13 protein-coding genes are annotated in these 14,486 nt (G+C 44.6%); 9 read left to right on the top strand and 4 right to left on the bottom strand.

The genetic code is table 11. The annotated features are described in order from the left end of the window. Window positions 1-15 precede the first annotated feature (15 nt). From ACRD67_RS07870 to ACRD67_RS07860, 3 genes are all read left to right on the top strand, one after another. Complete coding sequence (locus ACRD67_RS07870) at window positions 16-831, top strand: glycosyltransferase (protein WP_430966549.1); 816 nt, start codon at window positions 16-18, stop codon at window positions 829-831. After that, window positions 809-2,281, top strand: a complete 1,473-nt coding sequence (locus ACRD67_RS07865) for an ArnT family glycosyltransferase (RefSeq protein WP_430966547.1) — start codon at window positions 809-811, stop codon at window positions 2,279-2,281. Before ACRD67_RS07870 ends, ACRD67_RS07865 begins: the two co-directional genes overlap by 23 nt. 136 nt (window positions 2,282-2,417) lie before the next feature. Further along, window positions 2,418-3,581: a serine hydrolase domain-containing protein gene (locus ACRD67_RS07860; RefSeq protein ID WP_430966546.1), complete on the top strand. Its 1,164-nt coding sequence runs from the start codon at window positions 2,418-2,420 to the stop codon at window positions 3,579-3,581. A gap of 9 nt (window positions 3,582-3,590) precedes the next feature. On the opposite strand, the gene ACRD67_RS07855 is transcribed toward ACRD67_RS07860, so the two are convergent. Beyond that, window positions 3,591-4,892, bottom strand: coding sequence for a HEAT repeat domain-containing protein (locus ACRD67_RS07855; RefSeq protein ID WP_430966545.1), 1,302 nt, complete (start codon window positions 4,890-4,892; stop codon window positions 3,591-3,593). A gap of 354 nt (window positions 4,893-5,246) precedes the next feature. After that, window positions 5,247-6,737 carry a S41 family peptidase gene (locus ACRD67_RS07850; protein WP_430966544.1) on the bottom strand — a complete coding sequence of 497 codons (1,491 nt, stop codon included), beginning with the start codon at window positions 6,735-6,737 and terminating at the stop codon, window positions 5,247-5,249. A gap of 229 nt (window positions 6,738-6,966) precedes the next feature. Here ACRD67_RS07850 and ACRD67_RS07845 point away from each other — a divergent pair, with 229 nt between their 5' ends. Both ACRD67_RS07845 and ACRD67_RS07840 read left to right on the top strand, forming a co-directional pair. Beyond that, on the top strand, window positions 6,967-7,362 hold the full coding sequence (locus ACRD67_RS07845) for a response regulator (RefSeq protein WP_430966543.1): 396 nt from the start codon (window positions 6,967-6,969) through the stop codon (window positions 7,360-7,362). Between the two features lie 256 nt (window positions 7,363-7,618). Next, window positions 7,619-8,656, top strand: a complete 1,038-nt coding sequence (locus ACRD67_RS07840; protein WP_430966542.1) for a lactonase family protein — start codon at window positions 7,619-7,621, stop codon at window positions 8,654-8,656. Between the two features lie 28 nt (window positions 8,657-8,684). Here the strand turns inward: ACRD67_RS07840 and ACRD67_RS07835 are convergent, their stop codons facing one another. Continuing rightward, complete coding sequence (locus ACRD67_RS07835) at window positions 8,685-9,614, bottom strand: helix-turn-helix domain-containing protein (RefSeq protein ID WP_430966541.1); 930 nt, start codon at window positions 9,612-9,614, stop codon at window positions 8,685-8,687. 166 nt (window positions 9,615-9,780) lie between these two features. On the opposite strand from ACRD67_RS07835, the gene ACRD67_RS07830 reads away from it, so the two are divergent. The 3 genes from ACRD67_RS07830 to ACRD67_RS07820 all read left to right on the top strand — a co-directional run bounded on the left by ACRD67_RS07830 (window position 9,781) and on the right by ACRD67_RS07820 (window position 12,542). After that, the gene (locus tag ACRD67_RS07830) at window positions 9,781-10,983 is read left to right on the top strand and encodes an MFS transporter (RefSeq protein ID WP_430966540.1); all 1,203 of its coding nucleotides are present in this window, start codon (window positions 9,781-9,783) and stop codon (window positions 10,981-10,983) included. 197 nt (window positions 10,984-11,180) lie between these two features. Further along, window positions 11,181-11,690: an ankyrin repeat domain-containing protein gene (locus tag ACRD67_RS07825; RefSeq protein ID WP_430966539.1), complete on the top strand. Its 510-nt coding sequence runs from the start codon at window positions 11,181-11,183 to the stop codon at window positions 11,688-11,690. A 117-nt stretch (window positions 11,691-11,807) separates the two neighbouring features. Continuing rightward, a complete protein-coding gene (locus ACRD67_RS07820; protein WP_430966538.1) occupies window positions 11,808-12,542 on the top strand; it encodes a LytR/AlgR family response regulator transcription factor in 735 nt (244 codons plus the stop codon). A 2-nt stretch (window positions 12,543-12,544) separates the two neighbouring features. Here the strand turns inward: ACRD67_RS07820 and ACRD67_RS07815 are convergent, their stop codons facing one another. Beyond that, complete coding sequence (locus tag ACRD67_RS07815) at window positions 12,545-13,318, bottom strand: hypothetical protein (RefSeq protein ID WP_430966537.1); 774 nt, start codon at window positions 13,316-13,318, stop codon at window positions 12,545-12,547. A gap of 301 nt (window positions 13,319-13,619) precedes the next feature. Here ACRD67_RS07815 and ACRD67_RS07810 point away from each other — a divergent pair, with 301 nt between their 5' ends. Next, the gene (locus ACRD67_RS07810; RefSeq protein WP_430966536.1) at window positions 13,620-14,477 is read left to right on the top strand and encodes a phospholipase A2 family protein; all 858 of its coding nucleotides are present in this window, start codon (window positions 13,620-13,622) and stop codon (window positions 14,475-14,477) included. Window positions 14,478-14,486: the final 9 nt, after the last annotated feature.

Raw genomic sequence — 14,486 nt, 5'->3', positions numbered from 1 at the left:
ACGACATACCATATTTTGAAAAAGCGACCGTCCATAAAAAGTAGTCTCTGTATCGTAGTTCCGTGCTACAACGAGGAAAAGCATTTCCAACGTGCACGCTACGTCGATTTTTTGGACCACCATCCCGAGGTATTGCTATGCTTCGTCAATGATGGCTCTACAGATAGGATCAAGGATGTATTGGAAGGCCTGCATATACAGTTTCCACAACAGGTAGATGTGGTTTCCTATGAAAAGAACATGGGAAAGGCAGAGGCAGTTAGGAGGGGTTTCATACGTTGTTACATTTGCCACAACTATACCCATATTGCCTATCTCGATGCCGACCTGTCCACCTCCCTTTGGGAATGCGCTGGCTTAACCGCCTATTTTGAAGGACATATAAGCTTCGTTTTCGGTTCCCGGATCATGAAAATGGGGTCTACTATCATCAGAAGCCCGTACCGGTTTGTCATCGGTCGGATTTTGGCCAGTATTATCGGTCTTTCACTTCAACTAAAGGTCTACGATACACAATGTGGCTGTAAACTTTTTACCCGTGAACTTTCAAAAACAATCTTTGAGAGCACCTTCACCTCGCGATGGCTCTTTGATGTGGAGATTTTTCATCGGTTGATTCATTTTTACGGAAGGGAGCGAGCGGTCCATAAAATGGTCGAGGTGCCCCTACAGCAATGGATAGACTATGGTAATTCCAAAGTACGGCCCTCCTACTTTTTACAGCTATGGAAAGACCTGTACAAGATTCGAAAAAGATATAAGGAACCGCTGGAAACCGATTTATCGGTACCTGCACCAATCACTACCTATGTACAGGAGAGCATCACCTAGTGCCCTAAATTATATACCCCTTGCGGTAATGGTGCTGTTGCTGTTGCGGCTTTTACTGGCAGCAACGGTTCCCTTATTGGATAAGACCGAGGCCAGGTACGCGGAAATTGCCCGACTCATGGTAGAGACCAAGGACTGGGTAGTACTTCAGGTAGACTATGGTTTTCCCTTCTGGGCAAAACCGCCCCTCTCTACCTGGCTTTCGGCCATGAGCTTTGAGGCCTTCGGAATCAGTGAACTTTCGGCAAGACTTCCTTCTTTTTTACTCCATCTGCTGCTACTGGTACTATTAGGGTTTTGGGTCAAGCAAAAAAGGATATCCATTTATCTACCAGCCTTTATTTTGCTTAGCACGCCGGAATTTCTCCTTCACACCGGGGTAGTTTCCACAGATACCGCTTTGGGATGTTGTACGGCCCTGGCCATGCTTTCCTTTTGGCAGGCACTGCAGGACAATGCTGCTCTTTATTGGAAGTATCTCTTTTTTGTTGCCTTGGGCTTTGGCTTGTTGGCCAAAGGGCCTATAACCCTCATGTTGATAGTTCCTCCCCTCTTGGTCTGGATAGCTTTACATAAAGTGGGATTAAGGGTACTCATCAAAAAATTACCCTGGGGAATAGGCTTGTTTACTACACTGTTCATCGCATTGCCCTGGTATATCATGACCGAACAAAGATCTCCGGGCTTTATAGATTATTTCCTGATCGGGGAACACTTTGAGCGTTTCTTTAACCCAGAATGGCCGGGGGATCGTTACGGAAATCCCAAATCCCAGGCCCTGGGCACCATCTGGGGCTTCCTGTTTATCTTCGCCTTTCCCTGGATACAGTTTGTGCTGTACAAATTTTGGAAGGAAAGAAAAACAATCCTGCAAAACAAATGGGTTTCCTTCCTGGGGCTTTGGCTGCTTTGGCTTCCTGTTTTTTTTACCTTCTCCAGCAACATACTGCATACCTATATTTTACCATCCATGGTCCCTATGGCCCTGTTGGTACTGCATTGGTGGGGCGATCTGAAACCTAGAAAAAGTTGGTTGGCCCTCGCTTCGTTCTTTCCTGTCTTTGTTATCCTTTCAACCATAGTTTTCTTCAGCTGGGACGGAACCAAAAAGTACCTCAATTCCGACAAGTACTTGCTATCGCACCGGATGATACGGACCTCGGACGTTCCCTTGTCCACTTTGTATTGGAAAAGGAAATCGTATTCCGGGCAATTTTATACGGGCGCTAAGATACAACTCATTGGCAGCGGGGCCGCTTTGGATTCCGTTCTTCAAACCAAGGATAAGCTATTTCTTGTGGTGCCGAACAAAATGCGCAAGGAGCTGCCGGTAAAATACCTCCCGAAACTCTTGCTCATTGATTCCAACCATAGGACTTCCCTATTTCTTTTGAACCAAGGAACCGAAGTTGACCAAGAACGGACCGTACTATTCAATATTGATGAATAGTGATAAAAGTCAAAATAGGAAGGTAACAACCACTTTTTAAAAATGTAATCCCTAATTTATACTTCATAGTATAGAACTGCTGTAACACCGCGCTGAATTTTTCATCTTTTAGGAAAACCAATCGACCTAATTTCCCATGAAAAAACCTTCCGAGCGTATCAGAAAATTTTTGTTGCTAAATGCCTTTGTCATCCTAATCCTCGGTTGCGGGCGACAAAAGCCGACCAATTCTGAAGAAAACAGCATACAGGAAACTATCGAAACCGTTACGCCCAAAGCAATGGGCATGGACAGTGCCATACTCGCAGCGATGGAAAAAGCGATTGCTTCCCAGGAATATCCCAACATCCATAGTGTTTTGATTTCTAAAGACGGCAAACTGATCCATGAAAACTATTTCCAGGGAAGGGACGAACTATGGGGAGATAGCCTGGGTATAGTTCAGCATGGCAAGGAAAAACTTCACGACGTACGTAGTATATCCAAATCTGTAGTTTCGACCTGCGTAGGTCTTGTCATTGAACAGGGCAAGATTGCGGATGTTCAGCAAAAGGTATTCGATTTTTTTCCGGAATATGCAAAATACAACGTGGGACTAAAATCGGATCTTACCTTGGAACATCTGCTGACCATGACCTCAGGACTGGAATGGAACGAAGACGTGCCGTATTCAGATCCGGAAAATAGTGAGATACAGATGACCGCTAGCCCCAATCCCATGGAATATGTTTTAAGCAGGCCCATGGAAGCACCTCCAGGCAAGGTATGGAAGTACAATGGCGGAACCACACAATTGTTGGCCGCCATCATCAAAAAAACCACAGGCCTCCAAATTGATGCCTTTGCGGCTAAGTACCTTTTTGAGCCCTTGGAAATAGAACGATTTGAATGGACCAATTTTCCTGAAACAGAAATGCCAGCGGCAGCGTCTGGCCTTAGGCTTACCTCCAGGGACCTATTGAAATTTGGAATGCTTTATGCGCAAAGGGGACAATGGCAGGGGAAGCAGCTGTTGCCAAACGCCTGGGTAGAAGCCTCGGAGCGGTCCTATGTTAACTTCGGACGCAACGGCCAAGTGGGATATGGGTACCAATTTTGGATTTTTGACGCACAGACCATCTACCAGGGCCAAAAACATCCCTTAATTGCCGCTGTTGGAAATGGCGATCAACGGATCTATATGGACCATACCCATCAGCTGATCGTTGTGGTCACCGCCGGGAATTACAACCTGTGGACCATTAAAAAAGACTCGGAAGCACTGTTAAGCGATTTTATTTATCCTGCTTTCCTAAATTGACACCTATTTTTATTCTTTTTTGGCGTCCTTAATATTCAGGATCTCCACCGTTTTTCTCATTGCATCATCTATAAGATCGCTAGAGATCTTCATTTCGTCAAAGGTGATTTTTTGCTTTAGATAATAGAAGGTGAAGGTATGGCTTATTTCCAATACCCTATGGATATAAGCAATAAACGCCGCGCTGGCTATTCCGAGGTCGTTCATGGATTTTCTAATGTGCTTTAAGGGACCTCTATATACTACGGCCAGCATCATCCCCACTCCGGTAACAAAGGATACCCCTACTCCATAGATCTTTTCCCCGCTCAAACTGCCATAGAGGATTTCCCAGGAAGACACCGTTAGGAGCCAGATTCCGGTAATAAAAACAATGACGCTCATTACGATCCTGACCACGAAAGCGCGCTGGGCAAATTTTATGGTCTTTTGCCACATGTTCTTAGTGTTGTCGTTCAATTCGGTGATGGGTTTTTGAAAATTCTCCCGTAAGTTGATTTCCAGAAGATTAATTATGGGGTCCAAGGCAATTTCCCCGCCGACACTGATCCTCAAATTCTTTAACTTATCGGGTGGAATCTTATTGCTTATTTCGAAATCCTTTATTTTTTGGCCCGCAATGGTTTGACTTCCACTACTGCATTCGATGATAAGCTTGGCAATCACTTGGGTCATTTTAGGACCTTGGTCCAAAGATTCCTTTATCAAATAGCTAATTAGGACATCCTGATTTTTAGGCCACCCTTGCTCTGGCCGAATAGCTTCCACTACCGCAAACGAATCAACATTTCCACTGGAAACATTTTTTTCTTTCAAAAATTGGACCATCGCCTTGAACCTTGATTCCCAATCGCTTTCCGCGCCCTGGCGAAAGGCTTCGGCCAAATACTTTTTTTTGTAACTATCGGTGAGATTAATAATCTGATCTATGATCTGGGGCCAGCAGTCCCTTACTCCCATTCGTGCCAATCCCTCAAGTGCCGGGGCTTTAAACTCTTTTTCTTTGGAAAAAGCCAATAAAGGGGCAATGACATCCTCGTGCTGAATTCCAGAAAGTTCGTATATCGCATTATAGTGAAGAGCTTCATCGGTTTTGTCCTCGAGAATCTGTAGCAGTTGCGGCAGGGCCTTTTCTCTGTTTAAATTGCCATATTTCCAAAGGGCTTCACGCCTAAAATCGGTTGATTTGGCTTTGTCGTTCATAATTCCCAACAAGGTTGCATTGACCTTATCAATGGTCTGATCGGTTGCAGTAAGACTTCTGATCTCTTCTATACTTAGTTCCGTATCCTTTGGTATCTCTGTTTCCATGGTTTTTGGCCTATCCCTATAGGCAAGTTTTTGTTTTTAGTATCTGGTAGATCTCCCATATGGGGTTATCAACCCATAAAAGGGTAAAAAGGTCTAGAATCTCCTAAGGTGTATTGAAAGAACCACCTAGGTCATTCGTTTTTGATCCTATTTCTTAGACAGGATGTCGAGCAATCAATGCCCCGTGATCAATTTGCCAATTACCGAACTCTAAGGTGTGATGGGGGAAGTACATAGTAATGAGCACCTCGAAGTTTGCAGAAACCATGTATGGCATCAAAAGCGTGCAATAAGTTAAGAAAAATTGACATAAAAAAGGCATTTTCCTATAGCTTTTGTACGGGAATGCGGAAGTTATTTTTTATTTTCAGAAATCAATGTTTTGGCCCTATCCAATTCCAGGTCCCTGCCTGCAAGAACATCCTGGATGGAATACTCCACCTCATGATCGGGTAGTACTCCCCTGCCAATAGGATGTTTTTGATACATATATCCCATCTGTATATTGGGCGAAATACGTACCATAATCTTGCTGTTTGGAAGTTGAACAACTATGCTGTTACCGCCGGTAGGTCCTTCAAAGGTTCCTCCACTTTCCTCCCCAATAAAAGTGGCGTTGGTGGTTTTTTTGATATCGGAAATGATATCGGCGGCACTCGAAAAACTGATGCCATTCATTAGCACATATAGTTTTCCCTTAAAAACATCGGACTTTGGGGGCTGTAACTTCAGGTTGCGGCTATATTCGTAGTTGTTGATCCACAAACTATTGCCCAGCTTTCTCATATACTCATCATCATTGTTGAACAAGAAATCTACACTATCCCGTTCAATCACCACCGGTTTTAATGGACGGAAATCCAAATGGCTCAAATAGATGTTCTGGTATAACTTAAAGGGCTTGTTGTACAAATAGGACATCAGTTCAATTTGGTGGTGCTCACTGCCTCCTTCATTGTTTCTCAAATCCAAGATCAGGTTCCCAATCTTCTTCTCTTTGAGCGTCTTGAAGGTTTCTCTTAGCACAGCATCGTAATCCGGATCGACCTTTTCATCGAAAAACGATCGGGAAACCGTCAAAATACCATAGTTTTCATCTTCAAACAATTCAAATTGTGGCGATGGTTTCTTCAACCATGCTTCCTCGTCCCGGTTATACAGGTCTTGCAATAATTTTTTACGTTCTCCTATGGAAACACCGTTCAATTTTACGGTTTTCCGCCCTACCTCTTTATAAGGCTGATAGGTAACCGCAAAGGATGTACTTCTGTCCACATGCAAGTGATAGTACAGGTCAAATCCGTGAATGTCATAGAACAGATATCTTTCGATCAACCTTCTTTTCCTGCTTTCTATATGACCATCCGTAGCGATACCTTCAAACATCAATGCCAATATTTCGGCGATATCCTTTCCATTGATCGAAAGGATTTTTGAACCCTGGGGAATGGATTTTTCCTCGCTACAATTGTATCGTACGAAGAGTTCATCGTTGATTACCTTCAAATAAAGCGGCAGTACTTTTTTGTTCAACACCTGCTCCTTTAGCTTTCCCTGGGGAATGGTATACAGGTGGCCGCAGTTTACCGAGGCGTTTATTTTGCTCACCATACTCAAAAAATCCAACCCGGTCATACTATCGCGAATCGAATTATAGGTACTCTCGAATCTAGAATCAAAGGCTTCTCTGCTATCGTATTTATAAAGTCTTGGGTGAACGTATTCCAAGGAAGTTCGTAACCATTTAAAATCTTCCATGGCCTCTTCCTTGCTAAGAAATACCGGATTCTGGGCGGTTAGCGCAATCACCTTAAACAAAATAGCAAGAATAGGCAGTGTTTTCATAGTCATTCGTTTTATAAGAGATAACAATTTTTTCAAGCTGTTACATCGCTGTGGACTTCCGGACGGTATACCCATTTACTTTTTTTGGACTCCCAATCAATTTGTTCCAAAGTAAGATTTGCATTTCGTAACCGTTTTAAGATTATTTTTGAATCATTATTGTGCTTTCTCCTGGCCAATTTTACACGAATTTGGAAAATAAAAATGCTTCGGCTATATTACCGTCCTTATGGAATTGAACGTTTGCATCATTGATGATGACCTCGTGTCCCAGTTTGCTTCACGCTATAGTATTGAACAATCCAACAGCAGTTGCAGAATCATTACTTGTGACAACGGGGAGGACGGTTTGGACACTTTTTACAATCTCTTGCAGAACCACGAGGATGTTCCGGATATCGTGTTCCTAGACCTGCAAATGGGCGGAATGGACGGTTGGGAATTTCTAGAGAAATTCAAGTCGATCCCCAAGTGGCCCAAAACCACGGATATCTACATCCTTTCTGCCTTTACCAATTCCAAAGACCGGGCCCGCGCCAAGGAGCATCCCATGATCCAGGGTTACTTTGACAAACCCTTGTCCAAAAAGGATGTCGATAAAATTTTTGTTCCTAAAGCGGACTGATCCCTTCTTCCCAAATAGATCTATACTTGACGGAACTGTCCCTGATAAACAGTTAAAAGAGGGCTGTTATCAGTGAATGAATTATGAGTTTCAAATGACAATTTTAGCATATAGAAGGTGCCTTTTGAGTTGGCGACATGCTTTGGAAAGTTGTACCTTAGACCCTATGAAAAAAATTATCCTTCATCGCATCCTTTTGCTCGCGTTACTCCCTTTATTTTTGCAGTGCGGACAAAAAGAAACCAAAACACCCAGCATGAACACCTTTTATGTAGGAACCTATACTCAACAGGAAAGTCAGGGTATTTATGAATATATCCTCCACGAAAATGGGCAGTTGGAACAAAAGGGCCTGGTGGCCAAATCGGACAATCCTTCCTTTCTGGCCAAAAGTGCGGATGGCAATTATCTTTTAGCCGTGAATGAAGTGAATACCAAGGACAGCATTGGTTTTGTGGAATCCTTTCGCATCCAGAAAGACAGTCTCATCCTTATTGACAAGGAGTCCTCTGGAGGGGCCCATCCCTGCCATATTAACCTAAATACCAGCGGGCAGGTCCTAACAGCGAATTATACGGGAGGAAATATGGGACTGCTACAACTAATGCAAGATGGAAGCCTATCCGATTTATTGGATGTACAGCAGCATTTTGGTAATGGCGGTACGGAGCGCCAGCAAGGACCCCATGCCCATTCGGCCTGGTTTTCTCCATACAATGGTGACATCATTTCCGTGGATCTGGGCACCAACTCGCTCTGGTTCTCCAGAATTGATCAGGAGAAAAAAATCTTTTTGCCCCAAGCCCCCCCTACCCTGCAGCTGCCTCAGGGCGCCGGGCCCCGTCATCTGGTCTTTCACCCTACCGAGGAATGGATTTATGTAGTAAACGAGCTTTCCAACACCGTGACCCAGTTGGTCAAAGAAAACGATTCTACGGCCTATACGATCATTGCAGCGCAAACAACACTTCCAAAAGACTATACGGAACCCAGTTTCTGTGCAGACATACGCATTTCGGCAGATGGCAAGTTTGTATATGTGTCCAACCGTGGGCATAATAGTATTGCCATCTTTGCTGTGGATCAAAAGACGGGTGCTCTTGAAGTGGTTGGCCATGAAGCTACCCGGGGAGATCACCCAAGAAACTTTTCCCTCTCTCCAGACGGACGGTATCTCTTGGTAGCAAATCAAAACACCAACAATATTGTTTCCTTTAAACGCGACAAGAACACAGGACTATTGGAATACGCGGATACTGTGGATGCACCCACCCCGGTGTGCATACTGTTTTAATCCTTAAGGCATTATAAATCCTGTTCCTTTATACAATCTGCTCACTATTCTCGTAAGCGCGGTTCCTTGTCCGGAACGCCCCTGGCGTGATACCCGTGTTTTTCTTAAAAAACCGATTAAAATAAAAAGTATCACAGAAGCCCAATTGACCGGCAATTTCCTTTTGGGTAAGATTGACGGTGGACAACAGGCGTTTCCCTTCCAAAACCAAACGGTCAATAAGATGTGCCGAGGCGCTTTTCCCCGTTAAGGATTTGGAAACTTTACTTAGGTGGCCAGGTGAAATATGCAACTTCTCCGCATAAAAACCCACTCGGGCCCCTTGTGTATAATGTGCCTCGATCAAGGTCTGAAAGGTCGAAAAAATCTCCGTATATCGGCTTTTGTTCACTTTAAGCACCGGATGGGCCTCCAAATAGTGCATTTTGGCACGTAATAACAGGATATTCAGATAGCCTCGTATCAATTCTTCCCGTAAAGGGTTTTGACGGTGATACTCGTGGTAAATTTTCATAGTCAGTTCGGCATACTCTTTAAATTCATTCGGAGCGGGCTGTAAAACGGGATGGCAATCGACCTGATAGTATGGAAGAGCGACGGGCTTCCTAGGCATATTCAAAACCGTCCGGAGAACGTTAGCAGAGAAGACCAACAGGAAGGCCTTGCAGTTCTGGTTTCGTGTAGTGAGATGTACTTGTCCTGGTGAAATAAAATGAAGACTGCCTCCATGTATAGGGTAGTTTTTGAAGTCGATCAAGTGCTCCCCGCCTGCCGTAAGAAAGACCATAACTTCATAAAAATCATGTCTATGTGGTATCTCGGTCATCCCATGCGGCTGCTCAGGACGGCCATTCCTAAATGCACCTAACTCATAGATGTGGAAATCCATTGAAGGTCTATTTTCCATACCGTAGAGCGGAATACCCCCGATTAATCTGTGCTTTTTTGCTGTTCCCATGTGATTTATGTGGATGAAGCCTGCTCAACGGCTTGCCCCATGCTGAATGAAGATATAAAATATTGGAGGACGGAAGGATAAAAAATGATCGATTTACACAAAAACTAGCGCGTTTCGTGCTACAATAAGTTATACTGGCTGTTTACATTTGATGTTTTGATTTAAAATGGCACAACTGCACACTTCCAAAAACCATGGACCGGCATACACCGTACTGTATATGTTGAGCTTTGCCCATTTCGTAAATGATGCCCTGCAATCCGTAATCCCGGCCATTTATCCCCTACTAAAAAACAATTATGCCCTGAGCTTTACCCAGGTAGGACTAATAGCGCTCAGTTACCAACTTACGGCTTCTCTGTTCCAACCTTTGGTGGGCAGCATTACGGATAGGAAACCAAAACCTCTTGCCCTGATCGGTGGGGCATTGTGCACCCTGGTAGGTATTGCCGCCCTTTCGCGTGCCAATACCTTTGTATGGATTCTAGTTGCTGTTTCCCTCATTGGATTGGGCTCCGCTATTTTTCATCCAGAATCCTCACGGGTGGCCAACCTGGCTTCCGGAGGCAAAAGGGGGCTTGCACAGTCGATCTTTCAGATCGGGGGAAACTCCGGCAGTGCCGTAGGGCCTCTACTAGTGGCCGCGCTGGTTATTCCTTATGGACAGGGGAATGTCCTCTGGTTTGTTGTAGGTTCGTTCTTCGGTATTGTGGCCTTATACAAGGTAGGTAAATGGTACAGTACCTATTTGACCAAAAAAAACCTAACGCCTCGTCAGCAATTGTCCACTAAACCAAACCAGATTACCAAAGGTCGTATTAGGCTCTCCATCGCCGTATTGATCGTACTTATCTTCTCCAAGTATTTCTATATGGCCAGTATGACCAACTATTTTACCTTCTACCTCATTGAAAAGTTCCAGGTTTCCATACAACAGTCCCAATTATACCTGTTTACCTTTTTGGGGGCCGTTGCGATAGGTACGTATTTTGGAGGGCCTTTGGGGGATCGATATGGCCGGAAGAAAATTATTTGGGGCTCCATTCTCGGAGCCGCTCCATTTACACTACTACTGCCCTATGTAGGTCTGTTTTGGGTCTTGGTACTGTCTATCTGTATCGGAATTATTATCGCCTCGGCCTTTTCCGCCATTCTGGTATTCGCGCAGGAATTGCTACCGAACAGGGTGGGTATGGTCTCTGGCCTATTTTTTGGTCTGGCTTTTGGTCTCGGAGGTGTGGGCTCTGCCCTGCTGGGAAATCTGGCCGACCAAACCGGAATTGAATATGTGTTTCAGCTTTGTGCTTTCTTACCTCTTTTGGGTGTAGTGGCCGTGCTATTGCCCAACCTGAGGGAATCGGAGGACTAAGGAGGATTACATTAGCGCAATACCAACGTGGGTTAGTTTAAAAGGAACAAGCTTCGCCTAGCTCGATCAAGGAATTTCTTTCTTTTATGACGGTAATTTCACGTCGGCCAAAAACAACTTTGCGACAAAAGCAGCCCTTTCCTTTGATTTACGCGAAAATACCAAGTGATTTATGGTCACCTAAAACCGTTGCTCCTATGGATAGAAAGAACTTTATTAAAAAAAGTGCGTTGTTGGGGGGTATGGCCCTTAGTGCCCCATACCTGGTCACTGCGAACCAAATGCAACCCCAGGACAACCTTTACAGTACCGAGGCAATACTTGAATTTGTCTTCGCTGCCCACAAAAGTCTCGAGGAAACCAAAAAAATCATTGAGTCCCATCCGTTACTGCTCAACTGCACCAGCCAGTTCAAAAAAGGGGATTTTGAGACCGCTATGGGAGGTGCTTGTCACATGGGTAGAAGAGACATTGCGGAGCTTTTATTGGCCAAGGGTGCCCGTTTGGATATCTTTAATTACACCTTCCTTGGATATGATGATTTTATCCGAAAAATCACCACCGATCACCCTCATTTACTCAATGCTCCAGGACCACACGGGTTCACGCTTTTGCACCATGCCGAAGTGGGCGGACGAGCCAAACTGGCGGATTGGTTGCGTTCTAAAGGACTTACAGAAAAAATGTTCAAGGGAATCTTTGGATAAATTCAAAGGGCCGCTATCATTTTTCGCCCAAGCCAAGAAATTTTGCCGTTCGCTGCCTATATTTGTTGGAAGGTCCATTCTGGGTCTGATACCAAATGCGTTGAAATATCATAAACCATGTGGAAGATCGGAAGTGAAAAGCGGTTCTATTACCTAGCCACCATTGCATTGGTTGCAATATTTGTTATCACCTTGGTGCAGAACGTAATTCGCTATAGCGACCATTCGAGCTATAGTATCTGGGTTTCCATTGGTTACCTTTGTGTTTCCGTGCTCTTGTTTGTTCCTTTTTTGATGCTTGGCTTACGCATTCAAAAGATCATCCAAAAAAGATATCCTAAAATATATTGGGTTTTGATCGTGTGTTCCGTCCCGGTCATTTTGTTCGTTTTCTATCTTCTATCCAATGTGGTGCTGCACAGTTTTGGCTACTTTGATCATTTCATAGATCAGGAATACGCCCGTTATTATTTTGGTCGTGAGGCGCTCTATCATCTGCTTTTAATCATCGCAGCCGCGATATATGTCCATAACACCAAGGAAAAAAAACGGACGATTCTGGTCTCCAAGGGCCGAAAGACGGTTACCCTTCCCCTAGTATCGGTGCTTTGGGTGGAGGCCGATGACCACTATCTAAAATTTCATACGGAAACGGACACCTTTATTAAGAGGTACAGCATGGGAGCGATAGCCAAACAATTGTCCCCCGATTTTATACGGATCCATAGAAAATACCTGGTAAACAAGGAACATATCCATTCAAAAGAAAAACAACAACGAGACGCGTACCTCGTGCTCAACTCGGGGAAAAGGCTCAAAATAGGGCAATCCTATAAGCCGGTATCCTGGTAACCCTATTCCAAATTTCCCTGCTTGTCCTTGATCAGTTTAGAGAGTCCGTCCGCAATGGAAAGAAGCGTTGCTCCATGGGCCTTCCTTGCCCTGATTAAAAGCGTATCGAGTTGCTGTTGTCCCCCACCTTTTGGATTGCCATTCAATGCTTGTAGCGCATGCTTGGAAAGGGTGGACAAGTTTATGGAGTGGGGCTCAATTTCCCGCAGCAGTTCCATTTTCTCCGAATAGGCAGATATGGAAACAGTGATGTTATCATCTTCTATAAAATCGTCCACGGTGCCAAATAGTGGCATTAAGCGGTCATGATTTGCCGACCAACCTTCCAACTGTGCCTTGATCCGTTTCTTTGCATCGGGGTCCGCTGCTTCCAGGAAAAGGTCAACGTCCCTGTTGAAACGATAGCTCACATAACTTTCGGGTGGAGCGGCATCCACGATTCTGTTCAAGGGGGTGGTGGTATATAGCTGTGGATCGTATAGGGTCATCCTATTGAAAAACCTGTCCTCATTCAAAACATCCACCAGCTTGCGCAAAGGTTCCAAGTAGGTTGCAGGCACCATTTCCCGGAGCAGCGCCTCGCTGTTCGCTCTATGCTGTAATCCTCTTACCTCCAGGTTTTTGTCAAATTCCATAAGTCTACGGCACATATCGCCGTCAATGGTGGTCACCTGAAAAAAGGCATTGGTTTTAATTTCTAAGGCCTCTTTATACAATAAATCCCCGGAGTTTTCCGGGGATTTCTTTATTCCTTTGTAAACCGTCTTCCCTAGCAAGGCAGTTCGCGCAGGATTGTGGTAAAAATAATGGGGGAACTTTTCTTAGTCGGGGGTAAGATAGCCAGGAATCCCGAATACCCATTACAGAAAAACCATAGAAAAATTAAGGTTTTTGTTTCTGTTTTCCAGCCTACTTTTTGAATATCCCCATACTCCAATAACCTTCGATCCATCTTCATAAAACCTCCCGTTTTTAAGGCATTAAAAAAAGAAAATTGTATCTTATAAGTTCAATTCCCCCCTTGCTGGCTAATTCGTTAGCCCATCAAGAGGGGGTTTTTTGTTAATACATACCATTATGAGAAATAATTTTCCAAATGCCGTCTATCACCTTAGCGATCTTACCCCTGAACAGTTTTTAGAACGGGGGTTCCCGAATAAAGTGGTCAAAGACACCTTTGCAGCGATCAATGCCCTGGTAGATCACCGTATAGATCCCGATAAAAGATTAAAATCCTTCCAAACCCTGGATAAGACCTTGAGCGGGAAAAATGGCATATACCGAATGCCGATCGTCTATACGATTGCCTGTTCGGCAGATATGCGCAAGCAAGAAGTGAATGGTTGCGGTCCTTCTTGGTTACCTCCCCTCCCCTCCGGACCCTGGGACGAATGCTGTTTTGCCCATGACCGCTGCTACAATGCGGGAGGAGGTCATTTAGACCGGTTAAAATGCGATCTGGAACTTTATATCTGCCTTAAAAATGCAGGTTTGGACATCATTGCCGAGGTCTTTGGCGTCCTTGTAGTTCTATTCGGTTGGTTTACGTTCGACTGGGGAGGCGATGACGATGAAACCGGAACCACCCCTACCCCTGAACCACCACCATGCTCCGGAAATTGTCGGGGTATCGAATATCGGGTCACCAACTTAAGAAATTTCCAAACCGTAGGCCGAAGACCAAGCCAGGTGCTGTTAAATTTTGTTTCCAATAGCGGCAAGGCGGATTTGGAGGCAGAAGCAGAACGCATTGGTACCATAGATTATACAGAAAGGTGTTCCCAGGGATGTCGTTGCAGATGGACTTTAGCGGGGCCCTGGGACGGAAAGCCCACGGCTTTGATGGTTCCTGGCAACGACCCAAATCGTCATGTGAACTTCTATTGCGATGCTACCATGTGGAAACGGGAACTGAGTGGGGAATGTGTGCGATAGATAGCTCTT

The organism is Eudoraea algarum (genome assembly GCF_050589645.1).
Classification (GTDB): Bacteria; Bacteroidota; Bacteroidia; order Flavobacteriales; family Flavobacteriaceae; genus JBNGOQ01.
This window is presented reverse-complemented; position numbering and strand designations above follow the sequence as displayed.

Excerpts from the sequence above, each read along its gene's own strand:
- ACRD67_RS07865 (WP_430966547.1), top strand. The coding sequence starts at position 809 with ATGTACAGGAGAGCATCACCTAGTGCCCTAAATTATATACCCCTTGCG.
- ACRD67_RS07860 (WP_430966546.1), top strand. The coding sequence starts at position 2,418 with ATGAAAAAACCTTCCGAGCGTATCAGAAAATTTTTGTTGCTAAATGCC.
- ACRD67_RS07855 (WP_430966545.1), bottom strand. The coding sequence starts at position 4,892 with ATGGAAACAGAGATACCAAAGGATACGGAACTAAGTATAGAAGAGATC.
- ACRD67_RS07850 (WP_430966544.1), bottom strand. The coding sequence starts at position 6,737 with ATGAAAACACTGCCTATTCTTGCTATTTTGTTTAAGGTGATTGCGCTA.
- ACRD67_RS07845 (WP_430966543.1), top strand. The coding sequence starts at position 6,967 with ATGGAATTGAACGTTTGCATCATTGATGATGACCTCGTGTCCCAGTTT.
- ACRD67_RS07840 (WP_430966542.1), top strand. The coding sequence starts at position 7,619 with ATGAACACCTTTTATGTAGGAACCTATACTCAACAGGAAAGTCAGGGT.
- ACRD67_RS07835 (WP_430966541.1), bottom strand. The coding sequence starts at position 9,614 with ATGGGAACAGCAAAAAAGCACAGATTAATCGGGGGTATTCCGCTCTAC.
- ACRD67_RS07830 (WP_430966540.1), top strand. The coding sequence starts at position 9,781 with ATGGCACAACTGCACACTTCCAAAAACCATGGACCGGCATACACCGTA.
- ACRD67_RS07825 (WP_430966539.1), top strand. The coding sequence starts at position 11,181 with ATGGATAGAAAGAACTTTATTAAAAAAAGTGCGTTGTTGGGGGGTATG.
- ACRD67_RS07820 (WP_430966538.1), top strand. The coding sequence starts at position 11,808 with ATGTGGAAGATCGGAAGTGAAAAGCGGTTCTATTACCTAGCCACCATT.
- ACRD67_RS07810 (WP_430966536.1), top strand. The coding sequence starts at position 13,620 with ATGAGAAATAATTTTCCAAATGCCGTCTATCACCTTAGCGATCTTACC.